Origin of the sequence: Pseudomonas sp. GM80, from assembly GCF_000282515.1 — a bacterium.
Classification (GTDB): Bacteria; Pseudomonadota; Gammaproteobacteria; order Pseudomonadales; family Pseudomonadaceae; genus Aquipseudomonas.
Genome location: NZ_AKJD01000042.1, coordinates 173,175 through 188,591, shown reverse-complemented (window position 1 = coordinate 188,591; position 15,417 = coordinate 173,175). Strand labels below are relative to the sequence as shown.

Below are 15,417 nucleotides of genomic sequence, written 5' to 3'. Positions count from 1 at the left end.
CGATCTTTTGATCTTGATGTCCTGAAAACAAGATCAAAAGATCGCAGCCTGCGGCAGCTCCTACAGGGCGATCCGGTTTCGAATCAGGCGTAGGAAAGGGATTTTTCTTCCAGCAGTTCCTGATACAGCTCCGTCCATTTGCGGCCCATGTCATCCGCTGTGAACAACTGCCGATAACGGGCTTCTGCTTTCACGCCCATCGCCGCGGCGCGCAGCGGATCGTCCCACAAGGTACGCATCGCTTCGCGAAACGCCTGTGGATTACTCGGTGGCACGACCAAACCGGTCTCGTTGTGGATATTGATGTAGCTGGTGCCGGTGCCGATCTCGCTGGAAATCATCGGTTTGCCGTACATCGCCCCTTCGAGCAAGGAAATCCCGAACGCTTCCGAACGCAGGTGCGAAGGGAAGACGATGGCGTAGCTCAGTTGCAGCAGCGCGACCTTGTCTTCATCCCCCAGGCGCCCGAGGAAGTGAATGTTGCGCAGGCCCAACGCCTGCGCTTGCGCATGCAGTTCCAGCTCCAGCGGCCCGGCACCGACGATGACTACCGGGTAATCGACGTCTTTCAATGCATCGAGCAGGATGTGCAGGCCTTTGTAATAACGCATCACTCCGACGAACAGGAAAAACTTATCCCCAACCTGCTGACGCCAGCGATTCATGCGCTGCGCGTCTGGCTGTGGATAACCGGCCTTGTTCAAGCCGTAGGGGATCACCCGGGTCTTGTCCTGGAACTGCTGCAACACATCGCTGGTGTGCAGGTAGTTCGGCGAAGCGGCGACGATACGGTCGGCGCTGGCGAGAAAGCGGTTCATCAGCGGCCGGTAGAGTTTGAGCAGGTGCTTCTGACGGATGATGTCCGAGTGGTAAGTGACCACGCTCGGTTTGTTCAGGGCGCTGGCGAAATGCACCAGGTCCATGAACGGCCACGGGAAGTGGTAGTTGATCACGTCGGCCTCGGCCGCCAGTTCGCGAAACTGTTTGAACACGCTCCAGGAAAAACCGGTGGAGGCGAATTGAATGTCGAGTCTGGCGCGGTGCACTTCGTGTTGGCCGAGTTGCACCACCGGCGGTGTCGGGTCGGCGCTGAGGGTCAGAACCTGACCGTCGATGCCGTGCTGGGCGCCGCTTTCGCAGAGTTGGAAGATCACTTGTTCGATGCCGCCGACCGAATCCGGCAGGTACGTTTTGAAAAAATGAAGAACTCGCATTCAACCTCCCATGGCCTGGTGGTAGGCACCGGCCGTGGCCCGTGCACAACGCTCCCAGGAAAAAAGCCGTGACTGCTGCAACCCGGCTTCTTGGCATGCCTGCCAATGCGCTTGATCATCGATCAGTCGGCTCAGCGCATCACGCAGGCCTTCTGCATCGTCAGCTTCAATATAGTTGCCCGCGGCGCCCGCGACTTCCGGCATGGCCGAAGACTGTGTGAGCACCACCGGTGTGCCGCTGGCCATGGCCTCCAGTACCGGCAGACCAAAACCTTCATACAACGATGGAAAAATCAGCGCACGGGCCCCGGCGAGCAGCTGCGCCACCTGTTCATCGGGCAGATAACCAAGCAGGCACACATGCCCGCTGGCCAGCGCCTGGCGCAAAGGTTCGCTGAACTGATCACGCTCCCAGCCGGCCATGCCGACGATCAGCAGCGGATAACGCTGACGCACGGGCTCCGGCAACAGGGCATGGGCGCGCAGGGCGAGACCAAGGTTCTTGCGCGGCTCCAGCGTACCGACGCACAGAAAATACTCCCGCGCCGCCACCGCATGCGCCTTGAGGACCGCGTCGATGGCGCTCGGCTCACGCGGGTGAAAACGCTCGGCGACGCCCAGTGGCGCCACCACGAAACGGTCGCTGGGCAGGCCGAAATAGGCTTGCGCCTCGTCGGCAATCGCCTGCGAGTCGGTCAGGATCACTTGCGCCTGTTGCACCCCCACGGCCAACCGCCGCTCGATTTCCTTGAGCCGTGCCGGTGGCTGGGTCTCGGGGAAATGCAGGTGGGTCAGGTCGTGCAGGGTGATCACGGTCGGGCCGTCGAAGGCCAGCGGCCACAGGCTCGGTTCGTGATAGAGGTCGATGCCCTGCGCGCGGCCCTGATCGAAGCGTTTCTGCTCCAGCCAGCGGCGCGCCTGATAAGCCCCGGGAATTTGCCGCAGCAGTGGCGTCAGGCGTGAGTAACCGGGCATGGCCGCTTCCGGCAGTGCCGAACTCCAGCCCCAGCCGTGGAACAACGTCACCTCGATGTCGGGTTGATGGCGCAAGGCGCTGACCAGTTCGGCCACGTAATGGCCGATGCCGGTGCGCGGCGCCAGGAGAATGCGGGCGTTAAGAGCAATGCGCATGCTGACTCTCGGTGGCAGGCTGCGCCGTGTTCAGGTTGCGCTCGATGCGCTCGACCAATTGCGCGCTCGCTTCGCGCCAGGTCAGCCAGCGCCAGTGTTCCAGGCTCAGAGGCGCCGGAAATGTCGGGTTGCGGTCCATGCCGATCACCAGATCCGTCAGGCTCTGTGGGTCGGCAAGATCGAAATAAGCCATGTAGTCGCCGCCGATTTCACGGAACACCGGAATGTCGCTGCCCATCGCCGGCAACCCGCGTTGCATGGCCTCCACCAGCGGCAGGCCGAACCCTTCGACGTGCGACGGAAACACCAGCGCCGTGGCGTGCTCGTAGGCGTGTTCGAGGCTTTTGTCCGAGAGTGAATTGAACATGAACAGGCGTCGATTCAATTCGCGGTGTTGGCGGATGCGGTCGATCAGCGCCTCGCACTTCCAGCCGATTTTGCCGACGATGCACAACCTTGCGCGGGAGCCGTCAGCCCAGGCACGATCAAACGCATCCAGCAGGTAGGCATGGTTTTTTCGCGGTTCGATGGTGCTGACCATGAGGAACACCGGCTCCGGCGTTTCGAACAGTTGCAGCAAGCCGCGGTCGACGGCGGCATCGGCCTCGCTCAAGTCCAGCTCGGAGCCGAGATGGAAATAATCGAACCAGCGCTGCGCTACCTGCTGTGAGCCGATCCGGCGTTGCATCTCCTGGCGGACCTGATCGCGGATCGTGGTCGAGATCGCCACGTAGCCATCGGCGGTGCGCGCAATCCAGTCGAACCAGTCATTGAAGACCTTGACCAGCCCGGCGTCGCAAAACTGCGGATGGGTCAGCGGGATCAGGTCGTAAATCACCGAAATGATGCCAACCCCTTCGCGCTTGAGCTGCTCGGCGAGGGGGAAGAAGTTGGCGTGCCACGATGAGTCGAGCAGCACCAGTTGATCGCCGGGGCGGTGCGCCAGCGGCACGCAACGTTCGGGGATGTGTTTACCCTTGAGGGCGCGTCCCAGCAGGCGCATCGGTAAGCTGAAACAGGCAAACGCGGTGAGCCGGCAGCCGACGTACAAAACCCGCCGGGCAAAGTGCGACTGGCTGAACGGGCGACGACGCTCGACGGCACGGTGACGCAACCAGAAGGCATTGGCCCATTGCTCCAGTTTTACCCGCAGGCCGATCAGGTCGAGCTTCAACGATTTCAGCGGCGCCAGGCTTTTAACTTCATACAAACCGCCATCGATCATCACCACCGGGATGCATTCAACGGTGTCGTCGGCTGCCGGCAGTTGCTGGATGACGTTGCGCACCACGCGCTGAATGCCCGAGTTGGCGGAGGGGTGTTCGAAAACGTACGTGCACTCCACCAACAATCGCGTCATCGCAAGGTCTCCGTGGCAGGCGTTTGCAGAAGTGTTTCGCTGGAGCGGGTGATTTCGGTTTGTGCCTCCAGCCACGAACAGCCGACGAAGTCTTCCTGGCGATTGTTGATCACATGGAACACCAGGCCGTAGTCGCGCCATTCGAAATTGCGGTCCAGGTGCGAGTCCAGGCGCGACAGGCTCAACGCCACTGAATAACTGCCCTTGCCCAGGCGCATGTCGAAGGCGAAGCGGAAGGTCACGCGCTCGCCGGCGCTCAGGTCGGTGATCGCTTTATCGAGGCGATGGGTGTTGATGCCATAAATCGCCTGGCCGAGGCGATCCTTGATCATGAAGCCGAGAATCAACCGTTCGATGTCCTGACGAATTTCCGTCTGCACTTCCAGCACCACCGGTTGACCGACTTCGGCCACTTCAAGGCTGCGGCCCTGCGCGTCGAGCAGGCGCACGCTGACAATCCCTGCTTCGCCGGTACCGGAAATGGTCCGTACCTGGCCGTTGGCGAGCATCTCCTGACGGACGATCTGGCCTTCGCGCTGGGCGAGCATGGCGTTGTAGTAATCCATCACTTCTTCAGGCTTGCCGCGCATGGCCAGGCGACCGTTTTCGAGGAGGATCGCGGTATCGCAGATCGACTGAATGGCGGAGCGGTCATGGGACACGATCAACAACGTGGTGCCGGCCTTGCGGAAGCTGCGGATGCGTTCGAAGCTTTTGTGCTGAAAGTAGGCGTCGCCCACCGACAGGGCTTCGTCGACGATGAGAATATCCGGGCGTCGCGCAGTGGCGACGCTGAAGGCCAGGCGCATCTGCATGCCGCTGGAGTAGGTGCGTACGGGATGATCGATGGCGTCGCCGATTTCAGCAAAACCCTCGATCTGCGGCATCAACGCTTCGATTTCTTCAACCTGCATGCCGAGCAACTGGCCGGCCATGAAAGCGTTCTGCCGACCGGTAAAATCCGGATGGAAACCCATGCCCAGTTCCAGCAGCGCCGCCACGCGGCCTTCCAGTTCAATCTGTCCACAGGTCGGTTGCGTGGTGCCGGTGATCATCTTCAGCAGGGTGCTTTTGCCCGCACCGTTGACGCCAACGATGCCGACCGACTCACCGGGTTTGATCTCGAAATCGATGTCCTGCAGGACCCAATGCAGGTGATGGCGCCTGGGGGAAAACGGCACCAGCCATTCGAGCAGACGGCTCCAGCGGTTCGGGTATTGTTTGTAGGCCTTGGCCAGGCCGCTGACGCGAATATGTCCCATCAGAGTTCGTCCACCATTTCACCGACACGCTGGCGAAACAGCCGCAGCGCCATGGCGCAGAGCAACAGGCCGATGATCAGCAGCGGGGTCAGTGAGGACCAGACCGGCCATTGGTTGTAGAGGAAGACATTCTGGTAGCTGGTCATCAGGGCCGTCATCGGGTTGAGCCCGATCAAGTGCTGGATCCCCGGGGGCAGGATCGACAGCGGGTAAACGATCGGCGTCAGCCAGAACCAGAATTGCAGGCAGATGCCGAACATCTGCCCGACATCGCGAAAAAACACATTGAGAATACCCAGCAACATGCCCAGCCCGGCCGCAAAGATCACCTGCAGGATCAGCAGCGGTATCAGCGCCAGCAAGGCCATGCCGGGCAAGCGCCCGCTGATCAGCAGGAACCCGAAGAACAGGCCCAGGATGATCGCGAAGTTGATGCCGGCATTGAGCAGTGCAATGACCGGCAGGCAGATGCGCGGGAAGCTGATTTTCTTCAGCAGGTTGGCGTTTTCCAGAAACATGCTCTGGCTGCGCGTGGTGATTTCAGCGAACAGGCCCCAGGTCAGCAGGCCGGCGCAGAGATAGACGCTGTAGGCCAGGCCATCGTCCACACCCGGCAGGCGGGCGCGCATGATCTGGGAAAAGATCACCGTGTACACGATGATCATCGACAGTGGATTGAGTACCGTCCACAGGGCCCCGAACAACGAGTTGCGATAGCGTGCTTGAAACTCTCGCTTGACGCTGCCGAGGATGAATCCACGGTAGCTGCGCAGCGAGCGATACAGGGAAAGCAGCATTCAATCCGTCCTGCCGTATTGGTCTTCGAAGCGAACGATGTCGTCCTCTCCCAGGTATTCGCCGCTTTGCACTTCGATGATCACCAGATCGATCACGCCGGGGTTTTCCAGGCGATGACGATGACCGGCGGCAATGAACGTCGATTCATTCTTCGCCACCAGGTGGGTGCCGGAACCGTTGTTGGTGACCTTGGCCATGCCTTCGACCACCACCCAGTGTTCGTTGCGGTGATGGTGCATCTGTAGGGAGAGCTTGCCACCAGGCTTGACCACGATGCGCTTGATCTTGAAGCGCGGGCCTTCCTCGAGCACGGTGTACGTCCCCCACGGACGGCTGACCGTGCGGTGCAGGCGATAGGCCTCGTGGGATGTGTCCTTGAGTTGCTTGGCCACGCGCCGTACATCCTGCGCACGGTCGGCATGGGCCACCAGCACCGCGTCGGCGGTATCGATGACGATCAGGTTATCGACACCGACGGCGGCCACCAGCCGCCCTTCGCTCTGCACGAAGTTGTTGTGGCTGTCGATGAAGATCGCTTCGCCACTGGCGCGATTGTTGTCGGCATCGGCCGGCACCAGGGCGGCGACGGCGCCCCAGGAACCGATGTCGCTCCAGTCGAAACCGGCCGGCACCACGACGACTTTTTCCGAGCGCTCCATCAGCGCGTAGTCGATGGAAATGTCGGTGATTTCAGCGAACAGTGCCGGCGACAGTTCCTGTTGCAGGCAGCCAACGGTTTCGATCGGCGCGCTGGCGGCCATGCAGGCGCGGGTCTGCTCCAGCAACTCAGGCGCGTGCAATTGCAATTCGGCAATGACCGCCGCGGTGGTGAAGCAGAACATCCCCGAGTTCCACAGGAAGTTGCCGCTTTCCAGGTAATGCGTAGCGGTTTGCAGGTCGGGTTTCTCGACGAAACGCTGCACTTTGGCGGCGCCCCTGGCGTCCAGCGGTGCACCGGTCTCGATGTAGCCGAAGCCGGTTTCCGGCGCTGTTGGTGTGACGCCGAAGGTCACCAGGTAACCGTCCTTCGCCAGATTGACCGCGTGCTCGACGGCGGTTTTCAGCGCGTCCTGATTGACGATCAAATGGTCGGCCGGCATCACCACCATGATCGCGTCGTCGCCATGCAACGCTTGCAGTGCCAGGGCGGCTGCGGCAATCGCCGGGGCGGTGTTGCGCCCGGTCGGCTCGAGCAGGAAGTGCCCGCGATGGCGCGATACGTGCGCGGCGCAATAGTGATCCTTGCTCTGGAAGTAGTACTCGCGGTTGGTCACCGTGACAATGTCGCCCCAGCCGTCCAGCAATGCGGCGGCACGCTGGTAGGTCTTGCCGAGCAGCGACTGGCCGTCGGGCAGGGTCATGAACGGCTTGGGATGGCCCTCACGGGACACCGGCCACAAACGGGTGCCGGCACCGCCGGACAGAATCACGGGGATCAGCATGGCCTACTCCTTGGCGACGCGTTTCATGTCCGCATCCATCATCATGCGGATCAAGGTATCCAGGTCGGTTTTCGGCTTCCAGCCCAGCACGCGCTGAGCCTTGGCCGGATTGCCGAGCAGCACTTCAACTTCGGCCGGACGGAAGAATGCCGGGTCGATCTTCACGTAATCGCGGTAATTGAGGCCGACGTGATCGAAGGCGATGCGGCACATTTCGCGCACCGTGGTGGTGACGCCGGTGGCGACCACGAAATCGTCAGGCTTGTCCTGTTGCAGCATCAGCCACATGGCTTCGACGTAATCGCCGGCAAAACCCCAGTCGCGTTTCGCGTCGATGTTGCCCAGCGCCAGCTCCTGCTGTTTGCCTTGCTTGATGCGAGCGGCGGCGTCGGTGACTTTGCGGGTGACGAACTCGATGCCGCGCAGTGGCGATTCATGGTTGAAGAGGATGCCGCTGCTGGCGTGCAGATTGAAGCTTTCACGGTAGTTGACGGTGATCCAGTGGCCGTACAGCTTGGCCACGCCGTAAGGGCTGCGCGGGTAGAACGGCGTGTTCTCGTCCTGCTGCTCGGCCTGGATCAGGCCGAACATTTCGCTGGTCGAGGCCTGATAAAAGCGGGTGTGCGGGCTGAACTGGCGGATCGCTTCGAGCACGTGGGTGACGCCCAGGCCGTCGACGATGCCGGTGGTCACCGGTTGATTCCACGAGGCGGCGACAAAGCTCTGCGCGGCGAGGTTATAAATTTCGTCCGGCGCCGATTGAATGACCGCACGCTGTACCGAGCAGGCATCGGCCATGTCACCGTCCAGATAGACGATGTCGGCTTCGACGCCCAGCTCGCGCAGGCGCCAGCGCGAATCGCTGCTGCGCCGAGCGACGAGGCCGTGAACCTTGTAGCCCTTGTCGAGCAACAGCTTGGCCAGATACGCGCCGTCCTGGCCGGTGATCCCTGTGATCAGTGCACTTTTTGTCATTCTTGGCTTACTCGCGTCTCCCAGTCGGACAGGATCGCCCGCAGGGATTGTTGTGTAGTGATTTCAGGCGTCCATCCTGTGGTCTGGGTCAGCCTGGCATGGCTGCCGCAAACGCGACGCTGATCGGCGCGCCGCATGCGCGCCGGGTCCTGAACCAGTTGCAGCTCGACCTCGGCCAGATCACCGAGCTGCTCGATCAGGCTGCGGATGCTCTGTTCACGGCCCGAGCAGATGTTGTAGACCTGCCCCGGTGTGCCTTTTTCCAGCAGCGCGAAGTAGGCCGAGATCACATCGCCGACATCGAGAAAATCCCGTGTCACGTCGATATCGCCGACTTCCAGCTGCGGTGCCTGCAGGCCTTGTTTGATGCGATTGATCTGGCGGGCGGCACTGGCAATCACAAAGCTTGGGTTTTGGCCGCTGCCGATGTGATTGAACGGCCGTGCGACCAGTATCGGCCAGGCTTCGCTCAGGCCCCATTGCAGGCTGAGGAATTCCGCCGAGAGTTTGCTCACGGCGTAGGGGTTGCGCGGGCAGGGCGGTTGTTGCTCGGTGATCGGCAGGTGGGTTTCGCCGACCTGGCCATAGACGTCACCGGAGCTCACATACAGGAATGTGCCGGCAAAGCCGCGCGCCTTCAGGGCTTGCAACAGGTTGAGGGTACCGAGCAGGTTGATTTCGAGGGTGCGCGCCGGATCGCGAAAGGCTTCTGGGACGAAGGTCTGGCCGGCCAGATGAATGACGGCATCCGGCAGTTGCGGCCACAGGTCGGTGAGGCTGTGCCGATCGGTGAGGTCGTAGGGCGCAGCGGCAGGCAGCAGCTCCCACGACGAATCCGCCAACGCCAGACGCGACTGAATATGTTGTCCCACGAATCCACTGAGACCCGTGACGAACAGACGCTTTTTCAAACAGCGACCCCTTGGTCTTGAACTTGCGCCACTTTCCCACAGGCTTTGGGGGAAGGTCTTACAGACCGAAAGAAAAACCGGCTAAAAGACGGGCGAAGTCAGTTGTTGTAGTTGTTTGTTAACAATCTGTGCCAATTGCTCGGCAATTTCAACAGGCCAAACCGTGACTGGTCAGTTCTCGTCAGCGTAGCCAAATTTATTCTCGCCGGGCGGTTCACGGATCCTTGATGGATGTGTTTAGAATGCCCTTCGCCGCCATCCTTCAAAGTTCGCCGGAGGGGTTGCGAGCCGGAGTGAAACCGACCACTAAAACAAGAACGAAGACGTACTCCATGACGAAGGACGATTGCCGGTAATACCGACTCGATCCGACGCTTGGCCGTCATAGCATGAGACTGCCGGGATGGTGGTTTCATCGTGGGATGCCATGAATTTCATTCTTTACTCGGACGTCAACGACCGCTCCATCAGCCAGAGTCTCGGGCGTCCCGAATACAGTTACTACTTCGTACTCAAGGCCTATCGCCCGGTGCTGGAAAGCCTTGGGCGAGTCCACGTGGTGGCGTCGGCGGCTGAAGTCGATCCGCTGTATCGGCAGTTGCAGGAGGCCGGTCAGGACTGTCTCTTTCTGTCGTTCTCGCCGCCGCACAAGACCCCGACCGACCTGCAATGCCCGACGGTGTGCGTGATTGCGTGGGAGTACGATTCGATCCCGTCCGAGTGCCACGACGATGACCCGCGCCAGGACTGGAGCCAGAGCCTGGCGCGTCATGGTCGGGTCATCACGTTGTCCAGTCACACGGCCGCAGCGATTCGCCGCACGATGGGTGAAGACTTCCCTGTACTGGTTCTGCCGACACCGTTGTGGGAGGGCTTTGCCGGTGTACGTCAGCAGTACCCGGCCGCCGCTTCGAGCGCGGGGGCGACGTTGCAGATCAAGGGCTGCATCATCGACAGCCGGGCATTGGGGTTGTCTGCTGATGGCCTGATCGCGCCGATTCACAGTGAACAGGAGCTGGAAGTGCGCGGTCTGGCTGAACCGGTTGCCGAGCCCGCGACAGCACCGGCGTTGACCTTGCGGCGTCGGGCATTCATCACCAAACATTACCTGCGTGAGGGCTATCGCGGCCTCACGAGCCCGTCCGAGCATGGGCCGCTGTTTTTGCTCAAACACCATGCGCTGCTGTGGTACCGCGAAGCGGTCAGCGACCTGCTGCCCGCCGCGCTGCGCGAGAAAATCGCCGCACGGCGTGCCTCCTCTGCTGCCTCCTTGCCGCTGGCGACCAGCGTCACGGAGGCCCTTGAACAGGCCGAACACCCGCAAGCCGTGCTGCCCGATACCCAGGAACAGGTGCAGATCGACGTCAGTGGCGTGGTCTACGTCAGCGTGTTCAATCCCGAGGACGGGCGCAAGAACTGGCATCACCTGATCACCGCGTTCTGCTGGGCCATGCGCGATGTCGAAGATGCGACGCTGGTGCTGAAAATCACCCAGAACGACCTGTCGAGCTACTACGTTCACCTGATCACGCTGCTCTCGCAACTCTCACCGTTTGCCTGTCGTGTGGTGGTCATGCACGGCTATCTGGAAGACGAAGAATTCGCCCGGTTGTATGGCGCGGCGAGTTTCTACGTCAACGCCTCGCGCTGCGAAGGCTTGTGCCTGCCGTTGATGGAATTCATGTCGTGCGCACGGCCGGTGATTGCGCCGAACCACACGGCGATGGGCGATTACATCGACGAACACGTCGGCTTCATCGTCAAGTCGAGCCGCGAGCCGACGATCTGGCCGGAAGACGTGCGCATTCTCTATCGCACCCTGCGCCATCGCCCCGACTGGGGATCGTTGAAAGCCGCTTATGAGGACAGCTACGCGATGGCCAAGAACCAGCCGCAAGCCTATCTGGCCATGGCCGCCGCCGCTGAGCAACGCATGCACGATTACTGCAGCTTTGCCCCGGTGCAGCAGCGCCTGGCGCAATTTCTCGGGTTGACGCCGATGCGTACCGCAGCGCCACAGGCAGCCGAAGCGGGGACCGCCGCATGCTGATCATCATTCATTCGGAAACCAACAAGAGCAATATCCAGCAAAACCTCGGGCGGCCCGAGTACAGCTATTACTTTGTGCTCAAGGAATTTCGCCCGGTACTGGAGCGCATCGGTCAGGTGATTGAAGTCAGTCACCCGGACGAGTTGGTTGATCGTCTGTATTTCGACTGTCAGAGCCGGGGTGAGGCGTGTGTCTACCTGTCGTTCTCGCCGCCTCATCGCACGCCGACGCATTACGCCTGTCCGACCATCCCGGTGTTCGCGTGGGAGTTCAGCACCATCCCGACCGAAAGCTGGCAAGGTGAACCGCGCCACGATTGGCGCGTGGTGCTGGCGGCCAGCGGCAGGGCGATCACTCATTCGACGTTCACCGTCAACGCTGTGCGTGCGGTGATGGGCGAGGATTATCCGATCTGCGCCATCCCGGCCCCGGTGTGGGATCGCTTCGCCGCACGCGGTGAACACCTGAGCAAATCCCCGGTGGTCGAGGCCGTGCAGCTGAACCTGCGCGGCCTGTTGATCGACAGTCGCACGACCGACCTGCGCGCCTACGGCCCGGCCGAATTGCGCGAGGGCATCCCCCTCTCGTTCAGTGGTCCGCCGCAGGATTGCACGTTGCAACTCGACGGCGTGGTCTACACCTCGGTGTTCAATCCCTATGACGGGCGCAAGAACTGGCAGGACATGATCAGCGCGTTCTGCACCACGTTCCGCGATACGGCGGACGCGACGCTGGTGCTGAAGCTGACGCACCATGACATCGCCAATGCGTTGAACGACATGCTCCATCACCTCTACAAAAACCAGGCGTATCAGTGCCGGATCGTGCTCATCCACGGGTATCTGGCCGACCCCGATTACGAACGCCTGGTGGAGGCCACGAGTTACGTGGTCAACAGTTCCTACGGTGAAGGGCAGTGCCTGCCGCTGATGGAATTCATGTCGTGCGGCAAACCGGCGATTGCCCCGCTGAACACGGCGATGGCCGACTACATCGACAGCGACTGTGCATTCATTGTCGACTTCACCGAAGAACTCACGGCCTGGCCCCATGACCCACGAGCGGCCTACCGCACTCTGCGTTACATGACCGACTGGGATTCCTTGTGTGCGGCGTATCGTGCCAGTTATGCCGTGGCGAAAAACGATGTCGAGCGCTATGCCGCCATGTCCGCGCGGGCAGTGCGTAACCTCGAACGGTTTTGCAGCCAGGCCAGCACCGAGCAGCGTCTGCGGGCGTTTTTCGAACAGCACCTGGAGCCGGCCAAGACACTGACTGTGCAAGCGTCGACCGCATGATTCGTCGTCTGCTCGCCCGGTGGTTTGCGTCCCCTCTGCCGACGCCTCTGCCGACCCCGGAGCCGTCCGCGACGGGGTCGCCGCGTATGGTCGGTCTGCACGATGCGGTGCTCGACGGCTGGTTCTTGAATGCCACGGGCGAATTGCTCAAGGGCTTTGCCATTACGGCTGACGACACCCTACTCGACGTCGGTTGCGGTGAGGGTGTGGCGACGTTGTTCGCCGTGCGTCAGGGCGCCTCGGTGATCTTCACCGACAGCGAATACGACAAGGTGCGCGAGCTCGCCCGGCAAGTCGAGGCGCAAAGCCAGCAGGCGAATCTCGGGCTGGTCAGCAACAGCCTGCCGTTGCCACTGGCCGCCGGTTGCGCCAGCAAAGTGGTGTGCATGGAAGTGCTCGAGCACATCACCGAGCCTGAACCGTTCATGGCTGAACTGGTGCGCATGGGCCGCCCCGGTGCGCAGTACCTGCTCAGCGTGCCGGCGCCCATGGGCGAGCATTTGCAGAAAGGCATCGCCCCCGACAGTTATTACCAGGCCCCCAACCATGTGCAGATCTTCACCCCCGAGCGCTTCGCCGCGTTGGTCGAAGACGCCGGGCTGGTGATCGAGCACCGTCAGGCCAGCGGGTTTTTCTGGGTGATGGGCATGATTTTTTTCTGGGCCAGTGAGCGTGCGGCCGGGCGTGATCCGGGCGGCGCGGTGCGCGACCGCATTCAGGCGCCGTATCCACCCTTGATGGAGAGTTGGGCGCGCACCTGGCAAGACTTGCTCACGCAACCCGAGGGCCTGGCCATCAAGCAGACGCTCGACCGCTTCATGCCCAAGAGCCAAGTGATCATCGCCCGCAAACCGCTGGCCACCGGAGACACGCCATGAACGGCAAACGAATCATGGACATCGAAGTCCTGCGCGCCATCGCGGTACTCGGTGTGTTGTTTCATCACCTGCAGGGCAGCCTGTTCACCGATCCGGTGCCGCTGCTGGAAAAAATCCATGCCTGGGCGCAACCGTGGTGGGGCGTCGATCTGTTTTTCGCGATTTCCGGTTTCGTCATTGCGCGCAGCCTGATTCCGGCGCTGCAAGGCTGCACCAGCCGCCAGGAATACTGGGCGCAGACGCGCAATTTCTGGCTGCGCCGGGTGTTTCGCTTATTGCCGTCGGCCTGGTTATGGCTGGCGCTGATTCTGCTGGCGTGCGTGTTTTTCAATCGCTCCGGAGCGTTCGGAACATTGGCCGCGAACTGGCAGGCGACGTTGGCCGGGGTCCTGCAATACGCCAACTTCCGCTTTGCCGACAGCTTCTTTCATTACGAGTACGGCAGCAGTTTTGTCTACTGGAGCCTGGCGCTGGAGGAGCAGTTCTATCTGTTGTTCCCGCTGCTGATCGTGCTGTGCCGCAAGCACTTGGTGTGGGTGTTGCTGGCGCTGGTCGCGGTGCAGATCTACACCTTGCGCACGCCGTTGCTGATGGTCGTGCGCACCGATGCGCTGGCACTCGGTGTGCTGTTGGCGATGTGGAGCGCGCAGCCGAGTTATCAGCGCTGGCAGCCGACCTTTCTGCGTCGGCCGTGGGCCGGCATCGCGGCGCTGATCGGAATCGGCGCGCTGTTGAGCTTCATGGCCACCGACCGCTTTACCTTCACCAATTACCGCATCGGCTCGATCGCCGTGCTGTGCGCCGTGCTGGTATGGATTGCTTCCTACAACCGTGATTACCTGATGCCGGCCGGCGTGGTCCAGCGTTTGTTGGCGTGGGTCGGCAGTCGTTCCTATGGCATTTATCTGATCCACATTCCCGCTTATCTCACCGTGCGTGAAGTGATTTTCCGCTTGCAGAGCGCCGGCCTGCCGAGCCCGGCCGGGCACCCGATCCTCACGCTGGTGATGGCCGGCGGCCTGATCGTGCTGCTCAGCGAGCTTAATTACCGCCTGATCGAAATGCCCCTGCGCAATCGCGGAGCTGCGTTGGTCAAGCGCCTTGGCACCACCCCAACCGCCGTCCCATCCCCTGGAGCCACCTCATGCTGAGACTGTTGAAGAAACTCACGGCGGCGACGCCCGTGCCGGCGCCGGCAGAACCCGTTGCCCCGGTCGTCGGCAAGGTCGATCCGTACATGCTCGGCCTCTACGATGCCAAGCTCAGCGGCTGGTTCAACCAGGAGACCAACGAGTTGTTCAAAGGCTTTGTGGTGTCGGCCGATGACACCTTGCTCGACGTCGGCTGCGGCGATGGCGGTAACGTGCATTTCTGCGGCATGCGCGGGGCGAAGATCATCATTGCCGACATCGACGGCGCCAAGGTCGAGGCGACCCGCCTGCGCCTGGGCGATACCCCGGCGCGTGACGTCGAATGCCACGTCACCGACTGCAATCCGTTGCCGATTGCCGACGCTACCGCCACGCGCGTGGTGTCGACGGAAGTGCTCGAACACGTCGACGATCCCGCGCAGTTTCTCGCGGAACTGGTGCGTGTCGGCAAACCGGGCGCGTTGTACCTGCTGAGCGTGCCGCACCCAAGCTCCGAAGACCTGCAGAAAGACATCGCCGCGCCCGAGTATTTCCAGAAGCCCAACCACATTCGCGTCATCAGCGAAGAGCAGTTCAAGGCGATGGTCAGCGAGGCGGGGCTGGAGATCATCAGCCACAGCCAGTACGGTTTTTACTGGTCGTTGTGGATGCTGTTGTTCTGGGAAGCCAAGGTCGATTTCAGCAACCCGGATCATCCGCTGCTCAATCATTGGGCCGAGACCTGGCAAGCGGTGCTCGATTCGCCGCGTGGCGCGCAGATCAAGCAGGCGCTGGACGCGGTGGTGGCGAAAAGTCAGGTGATCATCGCGCGCAAGCCCTGAGTTCCGAGTGCCTGTAGGAGCTGTCGAGTGAAACGAGGCTGCGATCATTTGATTTTGAAGATCAAAAGATCGCAGCCTCGTTTCACTCGACAGCTCCTACAGGTCGCAGAGTGTTTTTGTGTAACC

The 15,417-nt window shown here is 61.4% G+C and carries 13 protein-coding genes; 5 read left to right on the top strand and 8 right to left on the bottom strand.

Annotated elements, in window-relative coordinates; translation table 11 throughout:
• Positions 1-83: 83 nt before the first annotated feature.
• From PMI37_RS05475 to PMI37_RS05440, 8 genes are read right to left on the bottom strand one after another with little or no spacing between them, the layout of a single operon-like run.
• Positions 84-1,214, bottom strand: a complete 1,131-nt coding sequence (locus PMI37_RS05475; RefSeq protein WP_008078916.1) for a glycosyltransferase family 4 protein — start codon at positions 1,212-1,214, stop codon at positions 84-86.
• Positions 1,215-2,345 carry a glycosyltransferase family 4 protein gene (locus PMI37_RS05470; protein ID WP_008078915.1) on the bottom strand — a complete coding sequence of 377 codons (1,131 nt, stop codon included), beginning with the start codon at positions 2,343-2,345 and terminating at the stop codon, positions 1,215-1,217.
• Positions 2,329-3,705, bottom strand: a complete 1,377-nt coding sequence (locus tag PMI37_RS05465; RefSeq protein ID WP_008078914.1) for a glycosyltransferase family 4 protein — start codon at positions 3,703-3,705, stop codon at positions 2,329-2,331. Before PMI37_RS05465 ends, PMI37_RS05470 begins: the two co-directional genes overlap by 17 nt.
• On the bottom strand, positions 3,702-4,967 hold the full coding sequence (locus PMI37_RS05460; protein ID WP_008078913.1) for an ABC transporter ATP-binding protein: 1,266 nt from the start codon (positions 4,965-4,967) through the stop codon (positions 3,702-3,704). The genes PMI37_RS05465 and PMI37_RS05460 overlap by 4 nt, the downstream gene beginning before the upstream one ends.
• Complete coding sequence (locus tag PMI37_RS05455; RefSeq protein WP_008078912.1) at positions 4,967-5,764, bottom strand: ABC transporter permease; 798 nt, start codon at positions 5,762-5,764, stop codon at positions 4,967-4,969. Before PMI37_RS05455 ends, PMI37_RS05460 begins: the two co-directional genes overlap by 1 nt.
• Positions 5,765-7,207 carry a mannose-1-phosphate guanylyltransferase/mannose-6-phosphate isomerase gene (locus tag PMI37_RS05450; RefSeq protein WP_008078911.1) on the bottom strand — a complete coding sequence of 481 codons (1,443 nt, stop codon included), beginning with the start codon at positions 7,205-7,207 and terminating at the stop codon, positions 5,765-5,767.
• A 3-nt stretch (positions 7,208-7,210) separates the two neighbouring features.
• Complete coding sequence (gene gmd, locus PMI37_RS05445; protein WP_008078910.1) at positions 7,211-8,182, bottom strand: GDP-mannose 4,6-dehydratase; 972 nt, start codon at positions 8,180-8,182, stop codon at positions 7,211-7,213.
• The gene (locus tag PMI37_RS05440; protein ID WP_008078909.1) at positions 8,179-9,093 is read right to left on the bottom strand and encodes a GDP-mannose 4,6-dehydratase; all 915 of its coding nucleotides are present in this window, start codon (positions 9,091-9,093) and stop codon (positions 8,179-8,181) included. The genes gmd and PMI37_RS05440 overlap by 4 nt, the downstream gene beginning before the upstream one ends.
• Before the next feature lie 427 nt (positions 9,094-9,520).
• Here PMI37_RS05440 and PMI37_RS05435 point away from each other — a divergent pair, with 427 nt between their 5' ends.
• Genes PMI37_RS05435 through PMI37_RS05415 form a run of 5 tightly spaced genes read left to right on the top strand, consistent with a single transcriptional unit; the run spans position 9,521 to position 15,291 of the window.
• Positions 9,521-11,143 (top strand): glycosyltransferase, encoded by a 1,623-nt coding sequence (locus PMI37_RS05435; protein ID WP_045122988.1) that lies wholly within the window; start codon positions 9,521-9,523, stop codon positions 11,141-11,143.
• Positions 11,137-12,441, top strand: coding sequence for a glycosyltransferase (locus PMI37_RS05430; protein WP_008078907.1), 1,305 nt, complete (start codon positions 11,137-11,139; stop codon positions 12,439-12,441). The genes PMI37_RS05435 and PMI37_RS05430 overlap by 7 nt, the downstream gene beginning before the upstream one ends.
• Entirely contained in the window at positions 12,438-13,319 is an 882-nt protein-coding gene (locus PMI37_RS05425; RefSeq protein ID WP_008078906.1) for a class I SAM-dependent methyltransferase, read from the top strand. Before PMI37_RS05430 ends, PMI37_RS05425 begins: the two co-directional genes overlap by 4 nt.
• Positions 13,316-14,470: an acyltransferase family protein gene (locus tag PMI37_RS05420; RefSeq protein ID WP_008078905.1), complete on the top strand. Its 1,155-nt coding sequence runs from the start codon at positions 13,316-13,318 to the stop codon at positions 14,468-14,470. The genes PMI37_RS05425 and PMI37_RS05420 overlap by 4 nt, the downstream gene beginning before the upstream one ends.
• Positions 14,464-15,291 carry a class I SAM-dependent methyltransferase gene (locus PMI37_RS05415; RefSeq protein ID WP_008078903.1) on the top strand — a complete coding sequence of 276 codons (828 nt, stop codon included), beginning with the start codon at positions 14,464-14,466 and terminating at the stop codon, positions 15,289-15,291. The genes PMI37_RS05420 and PMI37_RS05415 overlap by 7 nt, the downstream gene beginning before the upstream one ends.
• Positions 15,292-15,417: the final 126 nt, after the last annotated feature.